The organism is Saccharolobus solfataricus (assembly GCF_900079115.1).
Taxonomy (GTDB): Archaea; Thermoproteota; Thermoprotei_A; order Sulfolobales; family Sulfolobaceae; genus Saccharolobus; species Saccharolobus solfataricus.
Genome location: NZ_LT549890.1, coordinates 1023158 through 1045202 on the forward strand (window position 1 = coordinate 1023158; position 22045 = coordinate 1045202).

Genomic DNA, 22045 nt, shown 5'->3' on the forward strand with positions numbered 1-22045 from the left:
AAAATAGTTAATATGGAAACTTCATTAGTGCTTTCAGAAAGTTTATAGCTTTAGGCAAAGGATATACCACTAGATCATAGTCTAAGAACTTTTCCAAAATACTAATGTTAAAATTTTTATCTTCTCCTCAATACGCTAATTACCGTTATTACAATAGTAGCTAGTATAATCACAATTATAACGTATAATAAAGGAGATACACTTTGTGACTCGCTTGGGGGCTTATAGTTTAAAGCCGTTATTACAAACATTGCTGATGACCAAGTTAATGGTGACGTAGTAGGTAAAGGATATGCATATTTAGGATCTATAGCTTCTGGTAAAAGGCCATGTTGGGAGTGATTATAAGCCCAATACATTAAGTTTAAAGCCTCATTGCTTTTACCTAATTCTTCTAGGTATAAGGCTTCAAAAAATGTGGTTATCATCCAAGGAGGTTCTGGGGCACTAGCATCGTAAAGCGATTGGGAGTAATGATACATATCATTAGGGAATCTTGCTAGCCCGCCAGTTAGGAAGAGCGTTCTGTTTACTAGTTTAAAGTTTGAAATGGAGTAATTGGAAGTGGGAGGAAGGTAACCAAAATCAATTGGTAATAACGTAGCGGAATCTACTGATGGGGGTTCTGGAGTCAATATTGACTCACTTTTCCCCCCTTCAAATATAACTGAAACTCCTAATGCTGAGGCAAAATAATCGTTATTCCAGAAATTCTTCAAAATGCTTTGATTTAATTCTTTCTCGTAGTTTAGAACTATAGTGTAATTGCTAAAGTTTAGTGCCTTATATATTTCAGCAACGCTTTGTAATCCAAGAACGTTAAAAGCTTCTGTCCAGAAGTGATATGCGTCTCTATCCTCCCATACACTTAGATCTTGTGGAAGCAGATGGTAATTGGACTCAGTTATCTCTTTAATCTGATACTTCACACACTTATCTAATGTAGGTAATATTTGCTTAAGAAACGTCGCATTATCAGTAGTATTATAATATTCATTTACTCCAACTTCGTATAATCCTATTCCATCAAGCTCTGGTATTCGGGCGGCTCAGGAGTCCATTGCGATTTCAATTTATTTCTATAGAATTAGATAAGAGAAATTGATTCCACATTTTGAGTAATACTAATAGGGGGCGAGCATGAGGTAATATCATGGAACTCTTAACTGTTAACGAGGTAGCCCTCTACGGCGTTAAGCTAAGGGAGCTCGTAGAGGGACCCGGACAGAGCTCGACCCTCACGCTCGTCCCCAAGATATTACCCGATGATGCCCTATTAAACAAATCGGTCCCGGAGATCGAGAGGATGGCCTTGGAGGAGGCGGAGAGGGTGAGCCCCAACTACAGGAGGGGTAAGGAGGTGAAGAGGAAGGGTTACGCGAGGTACAGGTTCCTTAAGGGGTTTAGGATTGTGATGGTGGGAAGGGAGATGAGGTACGAGCTGGAGTGGATCTCGGTGAGGCTTCCCGTGCTTTACTGTGAGGGGAGAGTGAGGACGCAGGTTGAGGAGACTCTCCTGAGGGAGGAAAGGAAGGTATTCATGGCCTTGATGGCGGTCTACTCGGTGAAGGGTGGTAAGCTCAACGCAAAGATCTGGATGCCCGAGATTGAAATTGGCGGTGACTTCAGGTACGTTATAGTTGACGGGAAGTACGTGAAGCTTAAGAGGCGAAAGGCTGTCCTCCTGGTGGCCATTGGCGTGACCCAGGAAGGAAGGAGGGCGGTACTCGAGGTCATCGTAAGCGAGGCTGAGGACACCATGGCCTATTGGAGTCTCCTGGTCAGGGTTTGGAAGAGGTCGAGCTTCGTCCTGGTCGTAGCCGACGGGATCCAGGCCTTGGACAAGGCCATCTCCCTCGCCGAACTTCACGTGGGAAGGCAGGGCTGCCTGGTCCACCTCAAGCGCCGCGCGACCAAGGAGGAAAGGGAGGCTTTAGACGCGATCACCTCGTCGGCCGAGCTCGGAGAGATCAAGCCCGAGACCAACCCAACCCTTCTAAGCTACCTCGTTGCGAGCAAGGAGCTCTGGAAATGGCTCAAGACCAACAACCTGGTCGAGTCCTTCAACTCGCTCCTGGAGAGGAGGAGGTTCGGGTCGTTTCACAGTCCCTGGAGGATACTCCAGATCGCGCGGGCCATAGCCCTCTACTACAACCTATTGACCTATTTTCTCACTATTGTAATAATATTACAATCATCTTCATTCCTCCCAATTCCTCAGAAATATATCCAATAATTTATACATTGAATAAGTGTAATTAAGAGTCAGGAAATACAATTCGCAATGGACTCCTGAGCCGCCCCTGGTATTCCAAATGTAGTATCAGGATTGCCATTATAGAAATCATATCTAGTGTACCAAACTCCGGGTTGTAATTGCTCAGCATGACTCATCCATAGCCAAAACTTTAAAGCGGAGTCGTAATGTCCAGCCAATTGCAAGGCCATAGCACTAAAGGCCGAATCCCTCACCCAGGAAAACAGATAAATTGGTGATGGTGAAGCAGCGAATGTCCCTAAATATGGATTTTGGTCATCTTTAATTAGTAGAAGTGAAAGATAGTATTCTTTCAATAAATCGTTTGGCAAGCTATTTGGTAACTTAGATGCGTTAAGCCATTTTTCTACTTCTATATCATTTAATTCAAGTAACCCCGATATGTTAAAATTAGGTTTCTCTCCAATGCTCAACTCCAAGAACCATTCTCCTTTGTTAACGTTTATTTTTACGGTCTTGTTCTGAATAAGGTAACTAGTATTCGTTAAAATGTAAATTTGGGGAGTAGTGTCTACACTAATAATAGAATTGTTTATTGATATGCTAGTATTAGTGGCAATATCAATCGAGGTTGTTGAGTTCGCATTTAACAGAATAAGGATATATGGAGTTTTAGGTGGCATGATTATAGAGATATTTCCACTAGTGGAGGCTAGATTAATGGTATTATTGAGATTCAAATAGGCTAAAGTCGTTATAACGTTAAAGCTCACGGTGAGGTTAACTATACCGTATTTTCCAATGTAAAAGTTTCTTATGGATGTATTAAAGAGAGGAAATCCATTAAGTTGGGGATTCGGTACTGGTATTCCGGTTACTATCCAAATGGATTGGTTTTTCCAATTGTTTAATAGTAGATAAGATGGTGAATAATATTTCAGTGATGATGTAGCAGAAAATGTTAACAAGGGGTTTAGAAAGGATAAAAATATCAGAATTATAAAAATAATTTCTTCTCCTCTCACTTCTTGCTCACTTTCTCATATTGCTCAAGTAGATTTCTTTCGCTTGAAGCATCGAAGAGGACTACTTTGCTAGTATCAATGGATATTCGTACCTTTTCTCCCCTTTCTCGTCTAGACAATGATTTCTCTATAACTCTAATAGTAGTTTCTTCATTGATCTTTAAGTGAATTATACTATATGGTCCTAGATCCTCTACCATTTCAACCTTTCCTTCTATTTCTCCACTATTACGTATCTCCATATCTTCTGGTCTAACTCCTACAAGAACTTTTTGACCATTTTTCACTAAATTTTTGTACTCTTCTGGTAATCCTATTCTATAGCTATCTATTATTATGGAGTCGCCTTCTATTTCACCTCTTATAATGTTCATTGGGGGATTTCCTAAGAAGCTCCCTACCCAAGCACTATTTGGTCTCTTGTAGATTTCCATCGGATCGCCATAAGCTTGTACTACACCATCGTGAAGTATTGCAACTTTTGTTGCTAAGCTTAGAGCTTCAACTTGATCGTGAGTAACGTATATTATTGTAGGCTTAAGATCACGTTGTAGTTGCTTGAGCTCTTCTCTAGCCACTACCCTAACTTGTGCGTCTAAATTAGATAAAGGTTCGTCCATTAGGATTATATCAGCTCCTTTTACTAATGCCCTTGCAATAGCAACCCTTTGCATTTGCCCTCCGCTTAACTGGCTAGGTTTCCTCTCTAACAAATTGTCTATCCTTAGCATTCTAGCTACCTCTAACACCCTTTTCTTTATCTCATCTTTTGACAAGTGCATTACTTTTAGCGGGAACGCTATGTTATCATAAACTGACATAAAAGGGTATATTGCGTAGTTTTGAGGTACCATTGCTACTCTTCTATCTTTAGGAGGTAAATCGTCTACAACTTCACCTCTCAAATAGACATGTCCCTTATCTTGTCTTAATAATCCAGCTATAATCTTCAAAATTGTAGTTTTTCCTTCTCCAGATGGCCCTAAGATTACTACAAATTCTCCCTTTTCTATCTCTAAATTCAGTCCCCTAAGAACTTGCACTTTCCTTTTCTTCTCCTCATACTCCTTCCAAATATTCTCTAATTTAACGTAACTCATCATTGCTTCACCCCTGCCAGATTACTATATGCACGGGTCATCATTCTTTGCGAAACAATGAACAATGCCATTAACGGTATCCCCATTATAACTGCTCCAGCTGCAAATATATTGTATGCTGGAGCACTTGCTTGATTTAGTAAACCAGCCATATAATACAGCCCTATCGTTGCAGTCCACTCCTTTACGTTGGGAAGGAGAAAAGAATACGCTAATGCGAAATCCAAGTATGTTCCACTAAAGCCTAATAGAGCTGTTAAAGCCACCACTGGTAATGCCAATCTCATCACTATTCTTAAAAATGCCCCAAATCTAGATAGACCATCGATCATTGCTATCTCCTCATATGATGGAGGAATCGAATCTATGCTTAACTTTGCTATGAAAGCTGCAAAAATTGATGTTCCAGGAGTATAGGCTAAAATAAGACCTATGTAGTTAAGCAAATGGAACTTAGCAAACAATAGATATAAGGGTACTGCAGAAGCGGTGTATGGGAAAAACGTAACAATATAGATGAAAGTTGCTAAAATTTTCTTAGCAGGCACGTTGAGCCTAGATAGGGCATATCCAGTTATTAAGGCTAATAGAACTGATATGATAGCGGTAGAACCAGCTAATATTAAACTATTTCTTATCCATAACGGGAAAGAGCCTCCATATAAGTTTGTAGTAAATAAATATTTGTAGGCTGTGAAGTAAATGTGTTTAGGCAATAAATCCGACACAGCTAGTGAAATCAAATTTGGAGCGTTGCTGAAAGATGTCATGAAGACATAATAGAGCGGGAATATAGAAAAAGCAGCCATAATTATTAACACTAAATATGAGATGGCTAATCTTAGGATTTTAAATAACCTATATTTTTTTATTTGCATCATGTGAATCACCTCATGTAAACGAATCTAAAATTCTCGTGTATTTGATAACTATTATTCCTAAAACTATTACGAAAATGGTTGATATTATGGACCAAGCAGCTGCTAGAGCGAAATTATTGTAGCTAAAGGCCTCTTGATAGGCATAAACTATAAATGTCTCAGTCGAGATCCCGGGACCTCCACCGGTTAGGACATAAATTGGATAAAAGTTATTCCAAGTAAACACGAAGCTAGTTATGAACACGAATGCAATAGTCCTCTTGAGAGAGGGTAATGTTATAGTTAAGAATTTTGTGAAAGCATTAGCTCCGTCTAAATCTGCTATGTCGTACAGTTCTCTAGGTATACTCTGTAATGCTGAGTAGAACACTGTCATAAAATATGGGAACGAAAGCCAATCATTAGTGGCTATTAGCTCTATCCAAGCATCAGTAGTTGAAGTCAAAGAGTTCACTTTAGGTAAATGGAGTAATGGCAAGATTAGCCTATTCATCATCCCGTACGGATCTACCCATAAACCTTGCCATATTAGAATAGATATAAAGCCCGGAAAAGCCCAAGGTAGTATTAATATAGCGTAAAAAATTGATCTTCCCTTAAGGTCTGTTTGGTTTAGAATCAAGGCTAATACAAAACCTAACGACATCATCGTTAACAAACTACCTATAGTCCAGATTAACGTATTCTTTAACAGCTCCAAGAAATAGCCATATTGAAATATAATGAGATAATTCCTCAATCCAACATAACTGTAGGTTAAAAAGTGTAATAAGCTTAGATTAGTAAATGAAATATAAACTGAATAAAGTAATGGAAATACGAAGAGGAAAACTGTTACTATGACTATGGGCAAAATATAAAAAAGGGAAAATAACTTTTCTTTTTTCATTTCTTGATTCACCATCTTTTTCTAGGAGTAATCACTACGACCATTGGCGTTAATATCACTGAGATTAGTAATAACATATACTGAGGAATTATGGGTAAAGGTGATAGTGAAGACATTAGGCCGTTTTGAACAAGAGCTTGAATAAAAGCTTGTTCCATTCCTTGCGATGCTTGAGTCGCATTTACCTTATTAGCGAAGAACTCACTGGCATATTGATGGAATGAGTTCCAGTAGTACGCCATTTGGGGTATGTTGGGGAATTGTTGACCATATTGAGCTTGTTCTAAAATGCCTTCCATTATTTGATTAAGGTATGTTGGTTGTAACATTCCTTCCTTTAATTGGGTTAGAGCCTCATTATAGGCTTGCAAATTAGCTGGTATATCGTGTGCAACTTCCCATAATCTCAAATCAGCCTGATAGTTAGTGAAATATAGAACGAATAATAATGCTGCCTTTATCTGTAATGGTGTAGCACCGCTTGCTTGAGGTGAAGATACTAAAAAGCCAGTTGAACCTATAAATGGTGCAGCTCTTAATCCAGTTTGGCTAACTACCGGTAGCGGTGCAGCTCCTAAATTAGGTCCTAATGCTTGGAGATACGCATTTAAATCCCAAGGACCATCAAATATTATGGCAGTTTGATTGGCAACAAATAGCTGACCTTCAGCACCTCCAGCACCAGTAGAAGGAGCCAAGTAATTGACCTTAAGATTATAAGTTAAATTATACCAGAAGTTCAATGCGTTAACCATAGCAGTACTGTTTAAAGCAGGAACAATCTTGCCATTATTAGTAGTAAATATTTGTCCTCCAAATCCGGCAAACCACGCTGCAAATCTATACCCATATTCATCACCAGCTCCATATGCTATTCCCCAGACATGATAAGTTTTGTTAACGCTTTCGGCTATTTGTACTAGCTGTTCAGTAGTGTTAGGAGGATACGGGACGAACTTCTTGTTATAGAACATAACAATATAGTTCACATTATCTGGTAGTCCATATAAGGAGCCGTTTAATTCCCAATCTTTTATTGCAGTAGGTACGTATAGAGACGTTATACTCTGAGGCAAATATTGAGATAAGTTTAGTACTAGTCCAGCAGCGAATAACGCGCCTCCAGAATCACTAGTATCCCTATATACTATCGGAGCTTGTCCAGCTTTTGCAGCAGTCTCGAATTGGGAAGTACCAACTCCAACTCCATATGTTACTTGAACGTGAATCCATGGAAATGCTTGCTCGAACTGAGCTAGTGTTTCATTAAACGCTTGATTTTCAGAGGTACTATAACTATTCCATACTGTTATTGTAACTGGTGTGGAAGGCGGAGTTGAGATACCAACCAACTGCATTAAAGCTTGAGGGTTACTAGTATTTAGAACACTTGAGGTTGTTGTACTACTTGTTGTAGATGTAAAAGAGGTAGTTGTTGATGATGGTGCAGCTGGTGAATGTTGGCTGCTTAAAAATGCATAAACACCTCCTATTGCTATCACAATCACTACAACTATTATAACCGCTACTAATGTCTTTGAAATCGCCTTATAATCTATCTTTTTCCCTTTTCTACCCAAGGCGAACCCACCTTATTTATTTAATTCTTTCTATGGTATAAAAGTTTAGCTTGCTGATTTTTGCCTAAATGTTTGATAATGATAGTTAATCACAAATGTGGGAATTTTTTAGTTATTAATATAGGGAAAATCATCTATAAGATTTTACATAGCGGGGTAACTTTCAAATAAAACTCTATGTAAGTAGAAAAGTTTATAATGATAAAAATTGCAATTTTAGCCATGGGTAATTTGCCTAAAACAGCGAAGGCATTTTTAACTCTATTTTTTCTTCTAAGTTTAATTTCTTGTTCATTCCTCATTCCAACATCACAGTCAATAAGCGTAAACTTTACTGTGTCAAGCAATGGTATGGTATCCATTTATATTGGAGGTATACCATGGAATAACACCGTTATTCTACACTACGGAATAGAGAACGGACCACAACAAGCGTGGACTAACATCTCAAACGTTGTAATGAAATGGAATGGGCAGAATTTCAGCGCAACCATAGGGCCTTTCGCTAATGGAACCTGGATAGGTTGGGTGTTTTACGATAATACTACTGGACAATGGATAAATTACGATAATCATCCATTCTGGAATTGGAATTTAGAGGTTAATCCTCCAAATGTAGGGCAAACTTACGCTACAGTGCTTCAAAACGGTTCAATATTAATAACTGCAATAGGAAGAGCACCAGACCAGCTCGATATACATTATGGGCTAACTACTGGACCCCAAACGGGATTACCATGGGGTAATATAACTGATGAATTGATGACTTACAATCCATTATGGGGTAATTATACGATAATCATAGGTCCTTTTAAGCCAGGCCAATGGGTACAATGGGTCTATCACGATCTGACTCTAAATCAATGGTATCACAACACATCTGGTCAAAACTTCGCAATACAAGATGTTTATTCATTCATTCAATACATCAATGCTTCATATAATAGATATGTTTACGTTGAGGGTCAGCCAGTAAGTGTTATAATATATCTACAGAACACTATTTCGCAAGCGATTAATTCCTCAATTTCGATTCAGATCGCTGGCAAATTATACAATATCTCCTCAACGTTAAAACCGGGATATAATCTATTATCCCTAACACTAGATACCTCCCAAATACCACAAGGTATATACTATCCACAATTAAGCATTTACGTGAATAATACTCTTCAAAGACAAGCAACTCTACCACAATTATATGTCCTAAACACTACTGGAAAGAAGCCCTTAAGTTTAGTAATAGTCTGGAATATGCACCAGCCTCTTTATGTAGCTCCAAATGGTAGTTGGGAGCAACCTTGGGTATGGTTACACACTGGGCAAGACTTCTACTGGGATGGAAGTTTAGTCGGAGCCTATGAACTTCAAGCGTTATTGATAAGACAGTTTAACGTTAGCGTAACGATAGATTTCACACCTGTTCTATTATATCAATGGGAGACAATACTGCACGAGAAGAATTATAGCTTTACGTCTAATTTTGGAATTATTCCCAATCATGATATATCTGCTGTAAATTATACCATTAATCTCTATAGGCAATTAATTAATGAGGGTAAGGTAGATGTCCTTACAGTGCCATTTTATCATCCTTTACAGCCATTGCTACTTCAAGATGGTTATTGGAGCGACGTCTTAGCTCAAATCAGAATGGGTGAGAATTTCACTCATGAAGTTTTTGGAGTGTGGGCTAATGGAACGTGGACTCCGGAAATGGCATTTGACATGGATTTAGTAGGACTTTATAATGAGAGTAATATATCCTATACTATACTTGACCAACAAGCCTTCTTACCTTACGTTACATTGGTTAGAGGTTCGTTGAACCCAGATCAGCCCTTTATCGTAGAGAATAATCTAGGTCAAACTATTATTGTACTATTTAGAAACACAACTTTATCTAACGAATTTGGTTTTAAGTTCTTTAGCCAATCTCCTCAGCTTACTGCACAAGAACTTATACAACAATTGGCTGAAATATATATGAACAATCCAGGTGGTGTTGTTACAGTTGCTTTAGATGGGGAGAATCCTCTTATTTTCAATCCAAATACTGGCCCAGCTGATCTATACGCAATCTATCAAGCTTTATCCGAATATCAAGGGCAATGGCTAATAACTCAAACTGCAAGTGAGGCAATAGCTACTCACAAGCCTTACAGTGTAATAACCAATTTACTTGTGAATTCATGGGATCTTAATCTAAACTATTGGAATAATGGATACCTTGGAAAGACTGAAATATGGCAAAACGTTTCGCTAGCTAGGGAATATCTAGTAGCTTACACTGCAGCTGTTGGAGCCAACATTTCACCATTAGTCTATCTACCTTTGAATGAGACACCTAATTCAACTAATTTATTTGATACATTATGGAATTACCTATATGTTGCAGAAGGTAGTGATTGGACTTGGCAGACTGGTCCTCCAGCCTATGGTCCATTATGGTTTAAAGAACAAGCACTGCTCTACACTTCTACGATAATTTCAGAGGTTAAACAGCAGTTTGATCTAATAAAACTACAAAGTGTAAAGTTAGATGGAAATAACTTAAAGCTCGGCATATATAACGGAATCAACACTACGGTACATTTATTACTGGTAATTACCAACGGTAAGCAAGAAATACAATTACCTATAATATTAAGTCAAGGACAAAACAACTTTAAGATAAAAATATCTAATGTGTCCGGTCAACTTCAAATAGCACTTTATTCTCCTATTTCTGCTTCACAAGTAGGCTTAACATTAATACCCATTAATAGTTATGGATTCCTAGTAGCCCAATATCAAGTTAATCTAAACAAATCAACAAGTTCCATGGGAACTTACCTGTTGGCGTTAGTTGGTATACTAGTAGTGTCAGCAATAATAGTTATAGTAATGAAGAGGGGGCACATTTAGTTTAAAGTTAATCTTCATCATCTTTTCCATTATTTCCTGCTATTTCAAGTACTTCTGCATAGATAAACCCAGCAATTATCCAAGCGAAGAATATGTAGTTAATTATGGGAGTGTTTTCTTGTATCGAATACACTAATATTATTAAGGATAATAACGTAGAAGTGATCGCAATCGTTATTTCCATTTTTCTCTTCCTTAGTTTTTTCAACGCTATCCTAAATAGCGAAAGATTGGCTGAAAGTGATATTATCAAATAGCTTAATACCGTAAGTCCCCCTAAAACTAGAAAGGTTGTATATAGCCCAACGAAGTGAGTTAGGAGAAACAAAATAACAGTATAGATAATGAGTGATATGACCTCAGCGTTATATGGTCTATTATATTTAACCGATGAAATAATCGATGGCATAAGATTCTTTAATGACATTGCATGAAGGATCCTAGACATCGCTATAATATAGGCTATTCCACCCAATATTCCACCATTTAAAGCTGAGAAGATCAAATAGGGAAATATGAATCCAACCTTATCTAAAAGAATTTCTATCAAATCAGTCCCATATAGCGCACTGGCGTAAAAAAGCAAAGCTGATAGCAATCCACCTAAAAGTATCACGATAACAGTAATTATCCCCACAATTTTCTTCGCATTCTTTATATCTTCACTCATTGGGTTCAAATTTCCATAACCTATGGGCATTCCTATGGCGTAAAGTATAACTAGAAAGGGATTAGTCGGAATCGTTAAGTTAAAACTTGGTTTCGTCCCTAACAATAGCACAACTGAGCTGACAATTATTGCAACTATCTCAGCAATACTTATGAACTCGGCGTATTTAACGGAAACATCTAAACCCCTTATAACCAGAAATGCTGAAAATAATATGACTAGAAATGCAACTAGGTCAGCACTTATCTTTAAATAACTTGTTATAATGTAAATTGAACCAGCTAATAATGTACCACCATAACTAAATGCATAAAGTAAAAATAGCCATCCAGTTACTAATCCTAGCCTTTCGGTAAGCGAATAGAAGGCATAGGTGAAGTATCCTCCATGTTGGGAATACCTTAACGACAATCTATATATTACTATGCCATTCACTAACACTAGAATCGTCCCAATAATTGTGGCAATAGTTAAGAAGGATCCACCAAGTTGTAGACCTATAGTACCAAATGTAATTATTGAGGTAAAGGGCGCTTGTCCTCCAAAGGACAGTGAAAAGGCTTCAAAAACTGAAAGTTTTCTTCTACTCACACACTGTGTTTAACGTTAACCCTTTAAAAATTCTGTCTAGAGATAGAAGGATAATATTACTATTATTACATAAACACCAATCAGAATTACAGATTCAAATGTCTTAAGCCTCTTATCAAAAAGTACATATAAGGCTATCATATTAGCAATTAGGGAAGAAGCGTATTCTGGTAAGGCTTGCTGTAATTCGTAATCCGTAAAAATACCTATAATCCCTAACAATACAGTTGCGTTCTCGATCTTACTTCCAACGAAACTCAAAATCGAAAGCGATCCTCCATCTTTGGACATTAGAACCAACCTAAATGCCGAGATCTTTTCTTCAAGTTCTCCCGCTATAGGTGCTATTACTAGTGAAAGCCATATTGCAGGAACATTGAACATGATTGCGATCTCATTTATATACTCTACAAAGTAATGCGAAAAGACCACTAGTAGAACCCCTCCAGCAATTATAAATCCAACTGGCTTCATTAAATTACCCTTTTCTCTCTCCATTCCCTCTCTCCTAAATTTAGCTACCCTATAGACAACGTAAATAACGTAGATTAATATAAGTAAAAGCCCCGAAATGATATTTAATTTTCCGTAAATCAGAACGAGTAACATTCCAATAGTAGTTAATACCAGAAAAACATTTTCAACACTATACTCACTAGAAATTTGAAGTGCAGTCCTCCACTTAAATGCATAAAATACTCCAACTAGTCCAATACCTAATGTAAATAACAATACGTTACCTCCAATTGCTGAGCCTAATGCAACATCAAAACTACCTTCTAAAGATGCTACAATTACGAAAATGGTCTCTGGTAACGCCGTGAGGAATCCGAGTATTATACCACCAGTTATACCTTGTCCTAAGAAATCCTCTAGTTCGTCTGCCCCTTTAGCTAAGAGCTCTGCAGACACAAAGATCGCTATGAAAATTCCGATAAATTCTAACCAAAATAGTAGCATTCTTCATAGTAATCAAGTTATATGCTTATAAGATTAATCTCTTAAGATAGAATTAATCTAATATTCAATCACTAAAATCTTTGGATTAAGATGAGAAAATACTCAGATATGAATTTAGCCGAACATATGGATATTGCTAAAAGCTTTTTTAAGGATTACTTTTGGATAATACTTAAAGTGAGATGTATATGAAGGCAAAGCATTTAATTTCCTTAATAGTAATATTAACTCCATTAGTTACTTTACTCACTAGCGCCGTCTATACGTCTGGTGGTATAACTTTTTACAGTCCAGCCTATAACGGTGAGTCCTATTACACTGGGCAATCAATAACCATTGACGCATTACTACCGCAACAATTTGCAACAGATGCAGCAACCATAAACTTCTTTTTCCCCAATTCATCCTTAGCTGTGACAATACCCGTTCAAATTAATGGAAGTGGTGGAATATACGTACCTAATGCCTATGCTTTCCCCAATGTTCCCGGGACATGGCAAATTACAATAGAAGTTGCGGGCGGTGTGGCAGTAGGTACCATTAACGTTAACGTTATTCAAAGAACTCCATTAGTTACAGTACATCTGGGTTACGGTGTTGTCGGTCAAGCACTACCACAAACGCCAACCATAACCTTAACTTTCCCTAATGGTACAACAATTACAGTTCCTCTTCAAGGTACAGTTAACGTTCCTTCCGGTACTTCATATCAAGTTGAGCAAGCAATAACTGAAAATAATATCAGATGGGCTACCAATTACACTAGTGGTACTATAACCCCAGCGACTACATCCATAACGCCTACATATTATCAACAATATCTAGTTACCTTTAATTACACAGTCCAAGGAGGTACTGGCTACTCTCCACCTACAGTTTACTATCGAAGTCTTGGAATGAACGAAACAGCAAAAGCACCAGCATCAGTTTGGGTAGATGCCAATTCAGCTTATATTTACTCGCCAGAACTTCAATCTAACGTCCAAGGAGAGAGATGGATAGCGGTAAACTTCACTGGGATCATTAAAGCTCCTGGCGAAATCAATGAATATTATATTAACCAATATCTAGTTACCGTACAATCCCAAATCCCAGTTTACGCAATAGTAAACGGAGCTAACGAGACCTTAAACTCTACAAACTGGTTCACACAAGGCACTACAATCAAACTAGAAAATATAACGAAATACGTAAGCAGTGTTGAGAGATATGTAATAGCTAATTTCTCACCCTCAGAGGTTATAACAGTAAATCAGCCTACTACGATAAAAGTAAATACTGTAACCCAATATTTCATTAACGTTAACTCTCCAGTTCAATTAAAAGCCTTAATAAACGGCGCAAATGAAAGCCTTACAGCAGGTTGGTATAATCAAGGAACATCAATCAAAATAGAGAACCTTACATACTACGTGGGAAATGGAGAGAGATTAATCTTAGGTAAAGTTCTTCCATCCTTAGAGATAATTGTAAATGGCTCCTATACCATAAGCACTACAACCATAACTCAATACTTCGTCAACGTCTCTTCTCCCATACCAGTCCAAGTACTAATTAACGGTTCTAAGACTATACTTAACTCCTCCTGGATAAACGCTGGAACATCGATACTAGTGTTAAACTACACTTACAACATTAGTCCACAAGAGAGGGTTATAATAGTTGGTATATCACCCTCACAGTCATTTACAGTGAACTCACCCGAAACCCTAAAGCTACTTACAGTCACACAATATCTAGTCACAATTAATGGTGTGTCTAAATTCTATAACTCGGGATCAAAGATAGTCCTTAATGCGAGTGTGCCATTCTACGAAACTGCCACGTTTAAGGGAACGTATAATGTCTCTCCGGGAGCTACAATTACAGTGAACCAACCAATAACTGAAACATTAGTAGAATCTCCAAATTACTTAATTTTAGGAGCAATAGCAGCTGTTATAATAATAGTAGTAGCTGTGGTGGTAATAATCCTCTTAAGGCGTTAATATTTTTTCCTCAATCCTCTTCTCCAGTATTTTGAAAAGGTCTTCTATAGGGATCGAATTATCGATTGTCACTATTATATCCTCAGCTTTTTCTGGGACTAGAACTCTCCATTCGTGAACTTGCTTGAACTTAATAGCTATTAATGGTACACCCTTCATAGTAAACATCGATAAAAAATCTAACAACTTCCTCACTTGGTGCTCCTTAACCTTTACCTTATTTTCCCAAGTACTCTTACACTCAATTGACAACAAAGTGTTCCCCTTGGTAGCGAAAATGTCCGGTAATGGATTCGGAGACGAATTTGAAGTGGGAATCCTAACTGCGTTAAATCCCTCTCCCCTCAAGATGGAAACTAATTCCCTCTCAGCGTTCTTACCTATATCCCTATTCATGAAAACTACATAGCGTTCAAAAGATTAAAAAGCAAGGAACCTTATTAATACATGAAACCCAATATCTCATAATGTACCCAGAATTTTGCCTTGAAAGATGGCAATCCTTAAGGGATTGGAGAGCTAAATACGTCCTTTCAGAAAGTGGAGTAGAACCATTAGATCTAAGTGAAATCCAAATACCTAACGTTAAGCTAGAGTATGGTCACACAAAGGGACTAATAAAACTAAGGCAACTAGTATCATCCTTCTATCCCGGGAAGAAAGAGGAAGACGTAATAATAACAGCAGGAGGTGCGGAAGCCAACTACGTAACAGTCCTCTCCACAATAGAACCAGGAGATGAAGTAATAGTAGAAATGCCCAATTACATGCAAATCCCCGGATTACTAAGGGGAATAAACGCCAAGATAAAGTACATTTGGCTAAATGATAACTTTAAGTTAGACTTAAATGAGCTCAACGAAATGGTTAGTAAGAAAACCAAGGCAATAGTAATAACAAACCCGAATAATCCAACTGGCATGGCACTTTCTGAAAGTGAAATTAAGGGAATCGTTGATATAGCTGAGGATAATCAAGTGACCATAATAGCTGATGAGGTTTATAGGGGGTCGGAGCATGATGGAAATATAAGACCAAGCTTTATTGACTTATACGACAATGCAATAAGTACCAATAGTATGTCAAAGGTTTATGGATTACCGGGGATAAGAATAGGGTGGGTTGTGGCAAACAAAGAGTTAGTTGATAAGATGTGGAGTATTAGAGATTACACGTCAATTTCACCCTCAATTTTAGGGCAAGAAATAGCATATAATGTACTCTTAGAGAAGGAGAAATATATGGATAGGGCGAGGAGAATTGGGTTAAATAATATAAGGTTATTGGAGAGGTTAATAAGTGATATTGACGTTAAGTGGGTTGAACCTAATGCTACAGTATTAGCTTATCTTAAATTGAATGTTAAGAACACTTACGATTTCAGTGCAAGGTTGTTTGAGAAATATAGTGTGTTGGTTAATCCTGGAGAGTGCTTTGAGATGCCCGGTTATGTCAGGATTGGTTTGGGAAGTACAAATACAGAGTTTTTAAATGAGGCATTATCATTATTCATAGGGTATTTAAGGGAGTATGAATAAAAAGGGGTAGTTTTCAACAATTCCCAAGTAATACGCAAATCAATAATACCCAATAGGTTTCAATAGTTTGGTATAGCCCAAATGTGGTTAAAAACCTAGGATTTTTACCTTAATGGGGGTTAAGGGAGGAGACCCCATCCGTAACGGTAGACCCAAAATCACCTCCATAAAAATAAATCTATAGTATTAATAAGCGTTTTCTTTGGATTAAATGGAGAATTTTTCAGATTGAATAAATCATCAAGAAACAAAAGGATAAGCAATAACCTAAACTCCTCCCTCCTCACCACACCCTTAAATAAGGAGCAAAGAACCATAGCACGAAGATCAACACGCGGAAGACGAACCTAGTGGAACTGGTGAAGGGAAGGAAAGCCTTTATGTCCCTGTAAGAAGTCCCTATCGTACTCCTTACCTTATTGTACAACACCTCATTCTTCGGTAGGTCGAGATTAGTCCCCCTCGCGAAGTAAACAACCTCCTTCTTTCTCCTCTTAATCTCCCTACTATAGACCAGAAGCCTGAACTTAACTTACTCATCCTCACTATGCCTCTTACTATTCGTAACATATTCACCATCAAACTCCTCATAGATCTTGACATCGCCAACGGGAACTCCAAATTATATAATTGAACCTAAATGAAGTTGAGCACATCAACTGTGTAGAAGCCATCAAGAGTTATCAACCTTATCTTGAACCCCATTGCAACTTGCTCCACGAGGATTTTCACGATATCATCCTTGGTCATCCCGTTCACTTGTGTGACGAAAGCCAGTAGGCCATCATGTGTGGTAGTATAGTTCCACGAGTTTCCCTTTTCTGAGTCCTTTCACCGGTTTTCCGTACCAAGTTTTAGTGGTCCAGTCTATTTCCTTTTCTCCTTTCATCGTCTCCAAGGATTCCTCACTTGTTTCAAGAGTTTCTCAACTATCCACTCCTTGCTTCTGAACGTAGTTTCTCACGGTTTGTGGTGATATGTTGTACGCGCTTGACTTGCTCTCTATGGAGTCGTTCCATAAACATGCTGAGATTAATGTTTTTCTAGGTTTTCTGCCTTTTTCCCTTGGAAGTTTAACATGGAAAGTAATTTATATCTTGCTTGTTGACTATTTAATGAGGGAATTGGTATTCTCATGAACCCTCATGGTAATACCGATTCCCTCGCTTTAAACCTTTTTTCCAATTTATTGGATTCTTAATGTTGTTATAAACTTGATTATGTTAAATAAATCTAATATTATTCAATCCAAATTATTTTTGTAAAATGATTTTGGGTCTACCGGTTAGGGCAGGGTAGTTCACTTCTAGAAACCGAGTATACTAGTAAGTGTACTGGTATATCAACTAGTCTTTCTCTTAAGCACTAGTCCAAAGTGATAAGGTGTTGGGTTAAATCTCTTCTCCACTACGAAGTTGCTAAACCATCCCATGTAGTCTTTCTCATCCATTCTAATACTTAGTGGTGGGCCAATTCCAGTATTCTCTTTCCTCCAGTCTATAATAATAACCCTACCATCATCCTTTAGTATTCTCTTAACCTCGCTTATAACGTGCTGTTTGTCATCCATATCGTGAAATGAGTTGGCAAATAAAATGAAATCAACTGAATTGTCCGGAATTTCCTTAGGATCGGAAAGGGTTATTACACTATCGAACTTCTCTTTGACCTCCTTTAAGGCAATAACGTTTATATCAATACAATATAGTTTGGTAGCGAATTCCAACAAGTATTTACAGTAAAATCCATTTCCACACCCGTAGTCCACAATTACACCTTTCTTTCCCTCAAATATATTTGGGAGATATTCCTCTGGTCTCTCAAATGTCCGTCTAAAGTCCTCTGGAGGGTAATAATGCCGGTGATGGTGCATACTAACTACTCTGCCTCCTAGTTATAAAAATTTAATCACAAAAACCACATAAATAAAGGAGAATAGCAATAAAAAATTTACCTTGTGGCATACTTTTCCATTATTGATACTTCTCTTGAAGACTCCTCTAATGGTTTCCCTTTAGTCTCTGGCACAAACAGGAATGTTATTACTGAACTTATCCCAGCTACTATTGCTAGGAACGTTATGGCAAAGGATTCACCATAAAGCGCAAAAAACGATGGAAATACGAATGCTGTTAATGCAGCTCCTATTCTCCCGGCAGCTACAGTGATTGACTGTGCTATTCCTCTTATCTTAGTTGGAGCTAACTCGACTCCTAACATTCCCGAGGCTGATACTGAACCTGGTCCAGCTTGTGATGAAAAGTTGTTGAGCCCATATAAGAAGAATGCAGTGGTGTTTCACCAAATTATTTCATTTGAAAGATATAATATTAGTCCTTTCAAAAAGAGATTGATATAGAGAAAAACAATAAAATTATTATGAAACATAACATGTTAAGATAATTCGCAAAAAATATAGCGTACAATTCTAATAATAAGAGGAGAATTCTGAATTTTTCTCACGTGGTGAAAACGACGTGCATAGTCTCCTCTGAACACCGAGAAAGTTAGAGAAGCTTGACGAATAAATCGAAGGACAAACCCTTCTTACACGTGGACTTGAAGTTAAAGAGAAGATGATTCACTAGATTCCACGCAGAATCCAGAACCGTGTAATAGAGGAACAAGAAGATCTTATTACTCAACTTCCTAACATACCTTATCCTTGCCTTCCTAACCTTGAAACCCTCCTCAACCTGCCACCTCAACCTATAGAGTTCAGCCAGTTCATAGGGATCTCCCTCGAAGTTCGTCACGAAGATGAAGTGCCTCGGCTTTCCCTTAACGTAAACCACATCGTAATAATAAAGCCCTTCAAATTTCAAGACCCTATACGCAACGTAAACCCTGTCCTTAACCTCATATCTCTTCTCAACTAATGGAACGTTAGATAGTTCCTTGAATCCCTTCAAGTTTGACTTTCCTCTCACAATGGTCTTCACGGGCATTTCCTTGATGACCCCTAGGTTCAAGAATCCGGCGTCAGCTACAACGTAATCTATTTCCATGTATTGGCTTACTTCCATCACGCTCCTGAGTAGGAACTGTGATGGACTGTCACTTCTCAAATCTGCTACCTCCACTAGGAGGGGTAACCTTAAGGGATATACGAGGTTCAAGGATCTCATCTTTATTCCTTTTCTCTTCCAGTTGTAGAGTAGAAAGCCCTCTGCTTTTTCTTGTTCCTTTTCTCCCACGGTTAATCCGGTCTCATCTACACTACGTTGGTCTCTCTCTTTACTTCTCTGTAGATTGGGTAGAACTTGAAGGTTCTCTGACCTTTACTAATTACTTTCTCGCCTTGTCTTACTACCTTCAAGTAGTATTTTCCTCTGTTTCCGGTTAGCAAGGATGGTGCTGCTTTCACTATTTCCGGGTCTAGATCTTGGGAGATAACGTTAATATTGATTGTTGCTAAAGTTATAGCGAGGGACTTTAACTCCGTTTTGGATACTTGTATGGTTTGCATAACGGGGTTATGGAGTCCCTCGCTTTAACCTTTTCTTGTTCATCTCGTCCTTCCACCTACTCTCTCTCATTGATAATACTAGACAAATGGTATTACTCTTTATATATAAACTCGTTTTCTGTTAGTTTCTTCAACAAATATGAAAATTTTTTGCTTCTTGTGTTGAAATAAGCCGATTTTTCTAACTCCGCTCTGATATTTTTCTCTTCCATAAAAATTGTATCATTTTGAGTAAAATTGGTGAAACACCACTGAGAAGAATGCAATTAATGGGTTAAAAGTTGTGGCAACATTTTTGTAAAACGCAAAGGATAAGAAGGATAGTGCCATTCCTATGAAGCCGTTGCCAACAGTTTCCGATAAACCGTAAAGTTTATATTATTTTGCCACAAACTCTTATACAATGCTAAGACCTAAGGAAGCATGCCAACGTCTAGGAATATCCTATGCAACACTTAGAGAATACGTTAAGAAAGGATACATAAAACCAGTTATACTACAGAGCGGAAAATGGAGATTCAGAGAAGAAGACGTAGAGAGGCTAATGGGAATTATTAGAAAAAGAAAAGTAATACTTTACGCTAGAGTATCATCAAACACACAAAAAGACGATCTAGTAAACCAAGTTAAGTACCTAGAGGAACAAGTCAAAGAATACGACCTCGTAATTACTGACATAGGTTCCAAGTTAAACATGAAGAGAAAGGGGTTCTTGAAGTTGTTGAGAATGATACTGAACAACGAAGTATCACGCGTAGTTGTTACTTACTCAGATAGGCTAGTCAGATTCGGCTTCGAAATCCTCGAAGAGGTCTGCAAAGCACACAACTGTGAAATAGTAGTACTAAACCAAGAGGACAAAGAGGAAGAATTGGTCGAAGACTTAGTCTCAATACTAGTCTCGCTCAGCGGGAAACTGTATGGTATGAGAAGTCATGAATACGAAAAGGTGAAGAAATGTGCTGAAGAACTTAAGAATTGGAAAATTTGAACCGGAAGAGGAATACGTGCACTTCACGTACTCCATCAAGAATAGTGAGAGGGAGAAGAGCAAAGAGTTAATTAAAGAATACAGAACACTACTACAGAAAGCAATTGACTACCTGTGGAATTTAACGAAAATACAAGTAAGAAAAAAGAACGGTAATTACAAGATAACACTACCGAAGAAGAAGGAAGTATACAAACCACTTAGGGAAGAGTTGGAGAAGATCAACCACCTTGCGTCACATTACGTCGATAAGGCAATTAATGACGCATTCTCGATCTTGAAGTCGTGGAGGAAAAGGGCCATAAAGGGGAGAGCTTCGATTGAAAAACCAAGGGTGAAGAAGGCTTACGTTAGGATAAAGACGACTCTGAGGAAGGTTGTGGGGGAAAGCGTTAGAATAACGGTAAGACCTTATGAGTACATCACCTTCTCGTGGAGTAAGTCATGGTTCTCAAGAAGGGTTAGGGAGTTGGAACTCGGCGAACCTATAATTAAGGAGGAGAAAGTGTATTTGTCATTTCGTTACAAGTTACCTTGGGTAACTCCATTAAACTTTCTGGCAATTGACTCCAACCTTTATACTCTAGATGCTTATGATGGTGAGAAATTCGTTACAATCTCTCTGAAGCAGTTATATTCCATGAAGTACTCCATGGAGGTGAAGAGGGCTAAGGTGCAATCATTTGCATCAAAGTACACGAAGAGGGGGAGAGAGTTGATGAGGAAGTATTCGCATAGGGAGAGGAATAGCGTTCTGGACTTCGTTCGTAAATTTGTAAATGCGTTACTAGACCTATATCCCATAACGTTTTTCGCTGTGGAAAAGCTTAACAAAGAGAGTATGTTTAAGGATGCTAATGACTCTCTTTCGAGGAAGATTTCTAGGACTGTTTGGAGGAGTATACATAGAGTGTTGAGGTATAAGGCTCCGCTTTACGGTTCTTTCGTTAAGGAAGTGAACCCACACCTCACCTCGAGGTCTTGCCCCAGATGTGGGTTTGTATCTCGAAAGGTTGGTAAGACCTTTGAGTGTGAGAGGTGTGGGTTCAAGTTGGATAGGCAATTGAATGCTTCACTGAATATTTATCTCAAGATGTGCGGTTTTCCTCACATCCGTGATATTCCAAGGGTGTGGGTTGGGGTTATTCCGCTAATGGGGCGGAGAGGGATGAACGTCCGCGACTTCGGTGAAGCCCAAGGGCTGAGGATTGATATTGAATATCATGAAATCCCATGAA

General features: G+C 38.1%; 14 protein-coding genes and 5 pseudogenes. 6 read left to right on the forward strand and 13 right to left on the reverse strand.

Translation table 11 applies throughout. The features are described 5' to 3' along the window. Positions 1-116: 116 nt before the first annotated feature. A pseudogene (locus SSOP1_RS05870) lies at positions 117-1040 on the reverse strand (glycoside hydrolase family 15 protein); the annotation flags it as partial. A 113-nt stretch (positions 1041-1153) separates the two neighbouring features. On the opposite strand from SSOP1_RS05870, the gene SSOP1_RS05875 reads away from it, so the two are divergent. Next, positions 1154-2236: an IS256-like element ISC1250 family transposase gene (locus SSOP1_RS05875; protein ID WP_009991578.1), complete on the forward strand. Its 1083-nt coding sequence runs from the start codon at positions 1154-1156 to the stop codon at positions 2234-2236. A 68-nt stretch (positions 2237-2304) separates the two neighbouring features. Here the strand turns inward: SSOP1_RS05875 and SSOP1_RS05880 are convergent. The 5 genes and pseudogenes from SSOP1_RS05880 to SSOP1_RS05900 all read right to left on the reverse strand — a co-directional run. Then, a pseudogene (locus tag SSOP1_RS05880) lies at positions 2305-3228 on the reverse strand (glycoside hydrolase family 15 protein); the annotation flags it as partial. A gap of 11 nt (positions 3229-3239) precedes the next feature. Then, on the reverse strand, positions 3240-4346 hold the full coding sequence (locus tag SSOP1_RS05885) for an ABC transporter ATP-binding protein (RefSeq protein ID WP_009991575.1): 1107 nt from the start codon (positions 4344-4346) through the stop codon (positions 3240-3242). Continuing rightward, complete coding sequence (locus tag SSOP1_RS05890) at positions 4343-5224, reverse strand: sugar ABC transporter permease (RefSeq protein ID WP_014511622.1); 882 nt, start codon at positions 5222-5224, stop codon at positions 4343-4345. The genes SSOP1_RS05885 and SSOP1_RS05890 overlap by 4 nt, the downstream gene beginning before the upstream one ends. A 10-nt stretch (positions 5225-5234) precedes the next feature. Then, complete coding sequence (locus SSOP1_RS05895) at positions 5235-6113, reverse strand: carbohydrate ABC transporter permease (RefSeq protein WP_009991572.1); 879 nt, start codon at positions 6111-6113, stop codon at positions 5235-5237. Positions 6114-6121: 8 nt separating this feature from the next. Continuing rightward, a complete protein-coding gene (locus SSOP1_RS05900; RefSeq protein WP_010923220.1) occupies positions 6122-7693 on the reverse strand; it encodes an extracellular solute-binding protein in 1572 nt (523 codons plus the stop codon). A 198-nt stretch (positions 7694-7891) separates the two neighbouring features. Between SSOP1_RS05900 and SSOP1_RS05905 the strand changes: the two genes are divergently transcribed. Further along, positions 7892-10600: a glycoside hydrolase family 57 protein gene (locus SSOP1_RS05905; protein ID WP_009991569.1), complete on the forward strand. Its 2709-nt coding sequence runs from the start codon at positions 7892-7894 to the stop codon at positions 10598-10600. 7 nt (positions 10601-10607) lie between these two features. Here the strand turns inward: SSOP1_RS05905 and SSOP1_RS05910 are convergent, their stop codons facing one another. Then, positions 10608-11861: an APC family permease gene (locus SSOP1_RS05910; protein ID WP_009991567.1), complete on the reverse strand. Its 1254-nt coding sequence runs from the start codon at positions 11859-11861 to the stop codon at positions 10608-10610. A gap of 36 nt (positions 11862-11897) precedes the next feature. Further along, positions 11898-12821 carry a sodium:calcium antiporter gene (locus SSOP1_RS05915; RefSeq protein ID WP_009991565.1) on the reverse strand — a complete coding sequence of 308 codons (924 nt, stop codon included), beginning with the start codon at positions 12819-12821 and terminating at the stop codon, positions 11898-11900. A 182-nt stretch (positions 12822-13003) separates the two neighbouring features. Here SSOP1_RS05915 and SSOP1_RS05920 point away from each other — a divergent pair, with 182 nt between their 5' ends. Next, the gene (locus SSOP1_RS05920; RefSeq protein WP_010923221.1) at positions 13004-14809 is read left to right on the forward strand and encodes a hypothetical protein; all 1806 of its coding nucleotides are present in this window, start codon (positions 13004-13006) and stop codon (positions 14807-14809) included. Here the strand turns inward: SSOP1_RS05920 and hje are convergent. Further along, entirely contained in the window at positions 14798-15205 is a 408-nt protein-coding gene (hje, locus tag SSOP1_RS05925) for a Holliday junction resolvase Hje (RefSeq protein ID WP_009991563.1), read from the reverse strand. The two genes, SSOP1_RS05920 and hje, sit on opposite strands and share 12 nt — an antisense overlap. Positions 15206-15276: 71 nt before the next feature. Here hje and SSOP1_RS05930 point away from each other — a divergent pair, with 71 nt between their 5' ends. Next, positions 15277-16347 carry an aminotransferase class I/II-fold pyridoxal phosphate-dependent enzyme gene (locus tag SSOP1_RS05930; protein ID WP_009991561.1) on the forward strand — a complete coding sequence of 357 codons (1071 nt, stop codon included), beginning with the start codon at positions 15277-15279 and terminating at the stop codon, positions 16345-16347. Between the two features lie 158 nt (positions 16348-16505). Here SSOP1_RS05930 and SSOP1_RS05935 read toward each other — a convergent pair. From SSOP1_RS05935 to SSOP1_RS05950, 4 genes and pseudogenes are all read right to left on the reverse strand, one after another. After that, positions 16506-17478, reverse strand: a pseudogene (locus tag SSOP1_RS05935) (DUF4322 domain-containing protein). Positions 17479-17689: 211 nt separating this feature from the next. After that, the gene (locus SSOP1_RS05940; RefSeq protein ID WP_009991664.1) at positions 17690-18220 is read right to left on the reverse strand and encodes a class I SAM-dependent methyltransferase; all 531 of its coding nucleotides are present in this window, start codon (positions 18218-18220) and stop codon (positions 17690-17692) included. A 77-nt stretch (positions 18221-18297) separates the two neighbouring features. Next, positions 18298-18636: pseudogene (locus tag SSOP1_RS05945) on the reverse strand (MFS transporter); the annotation flags it as partial. 218 nt (positions 18637-18854) lie between these two features. Then, a pseudogene (locus SSOP1_RS05950) lies at positions 18855-19816 on the reverse strand (transposase). Between the two features lie 403 nt (positions 19817-20219). Here SSOP1_RS05950 and SSOP1_RS05955 point away from each other — a divergent pair. Both SSOP1_RS05955 and SSOP1_RS05960 read left to right on the forward strand, forming a co-directional pair. Continuing rightward, a complete protein-coding gene (locus SSOP1_RS05955; protein WP_010923232.1) occupies positions 20220-20807 on the forward strand; it encodes an IS607 family transposase in 588 nt (195 codons plus the stop codon). Then, a complete protein-coding gene (locus SSOP1_RS05960) occupies positions 20776-22044 on the forward strand; it encodes an RNA-guided endonuclease InsQ/TnpB family protein (RefSeq protein WP_010923233.1) in 1269 nt (422 codons plus the stop codon). Before SSOP1_RS05955 ends, SSOP1_RS05960 begins: the two co-directional genes overlap by 32 nt. The last annotated feature ends 1 nt before the right edge of the window (position 22045 follow it).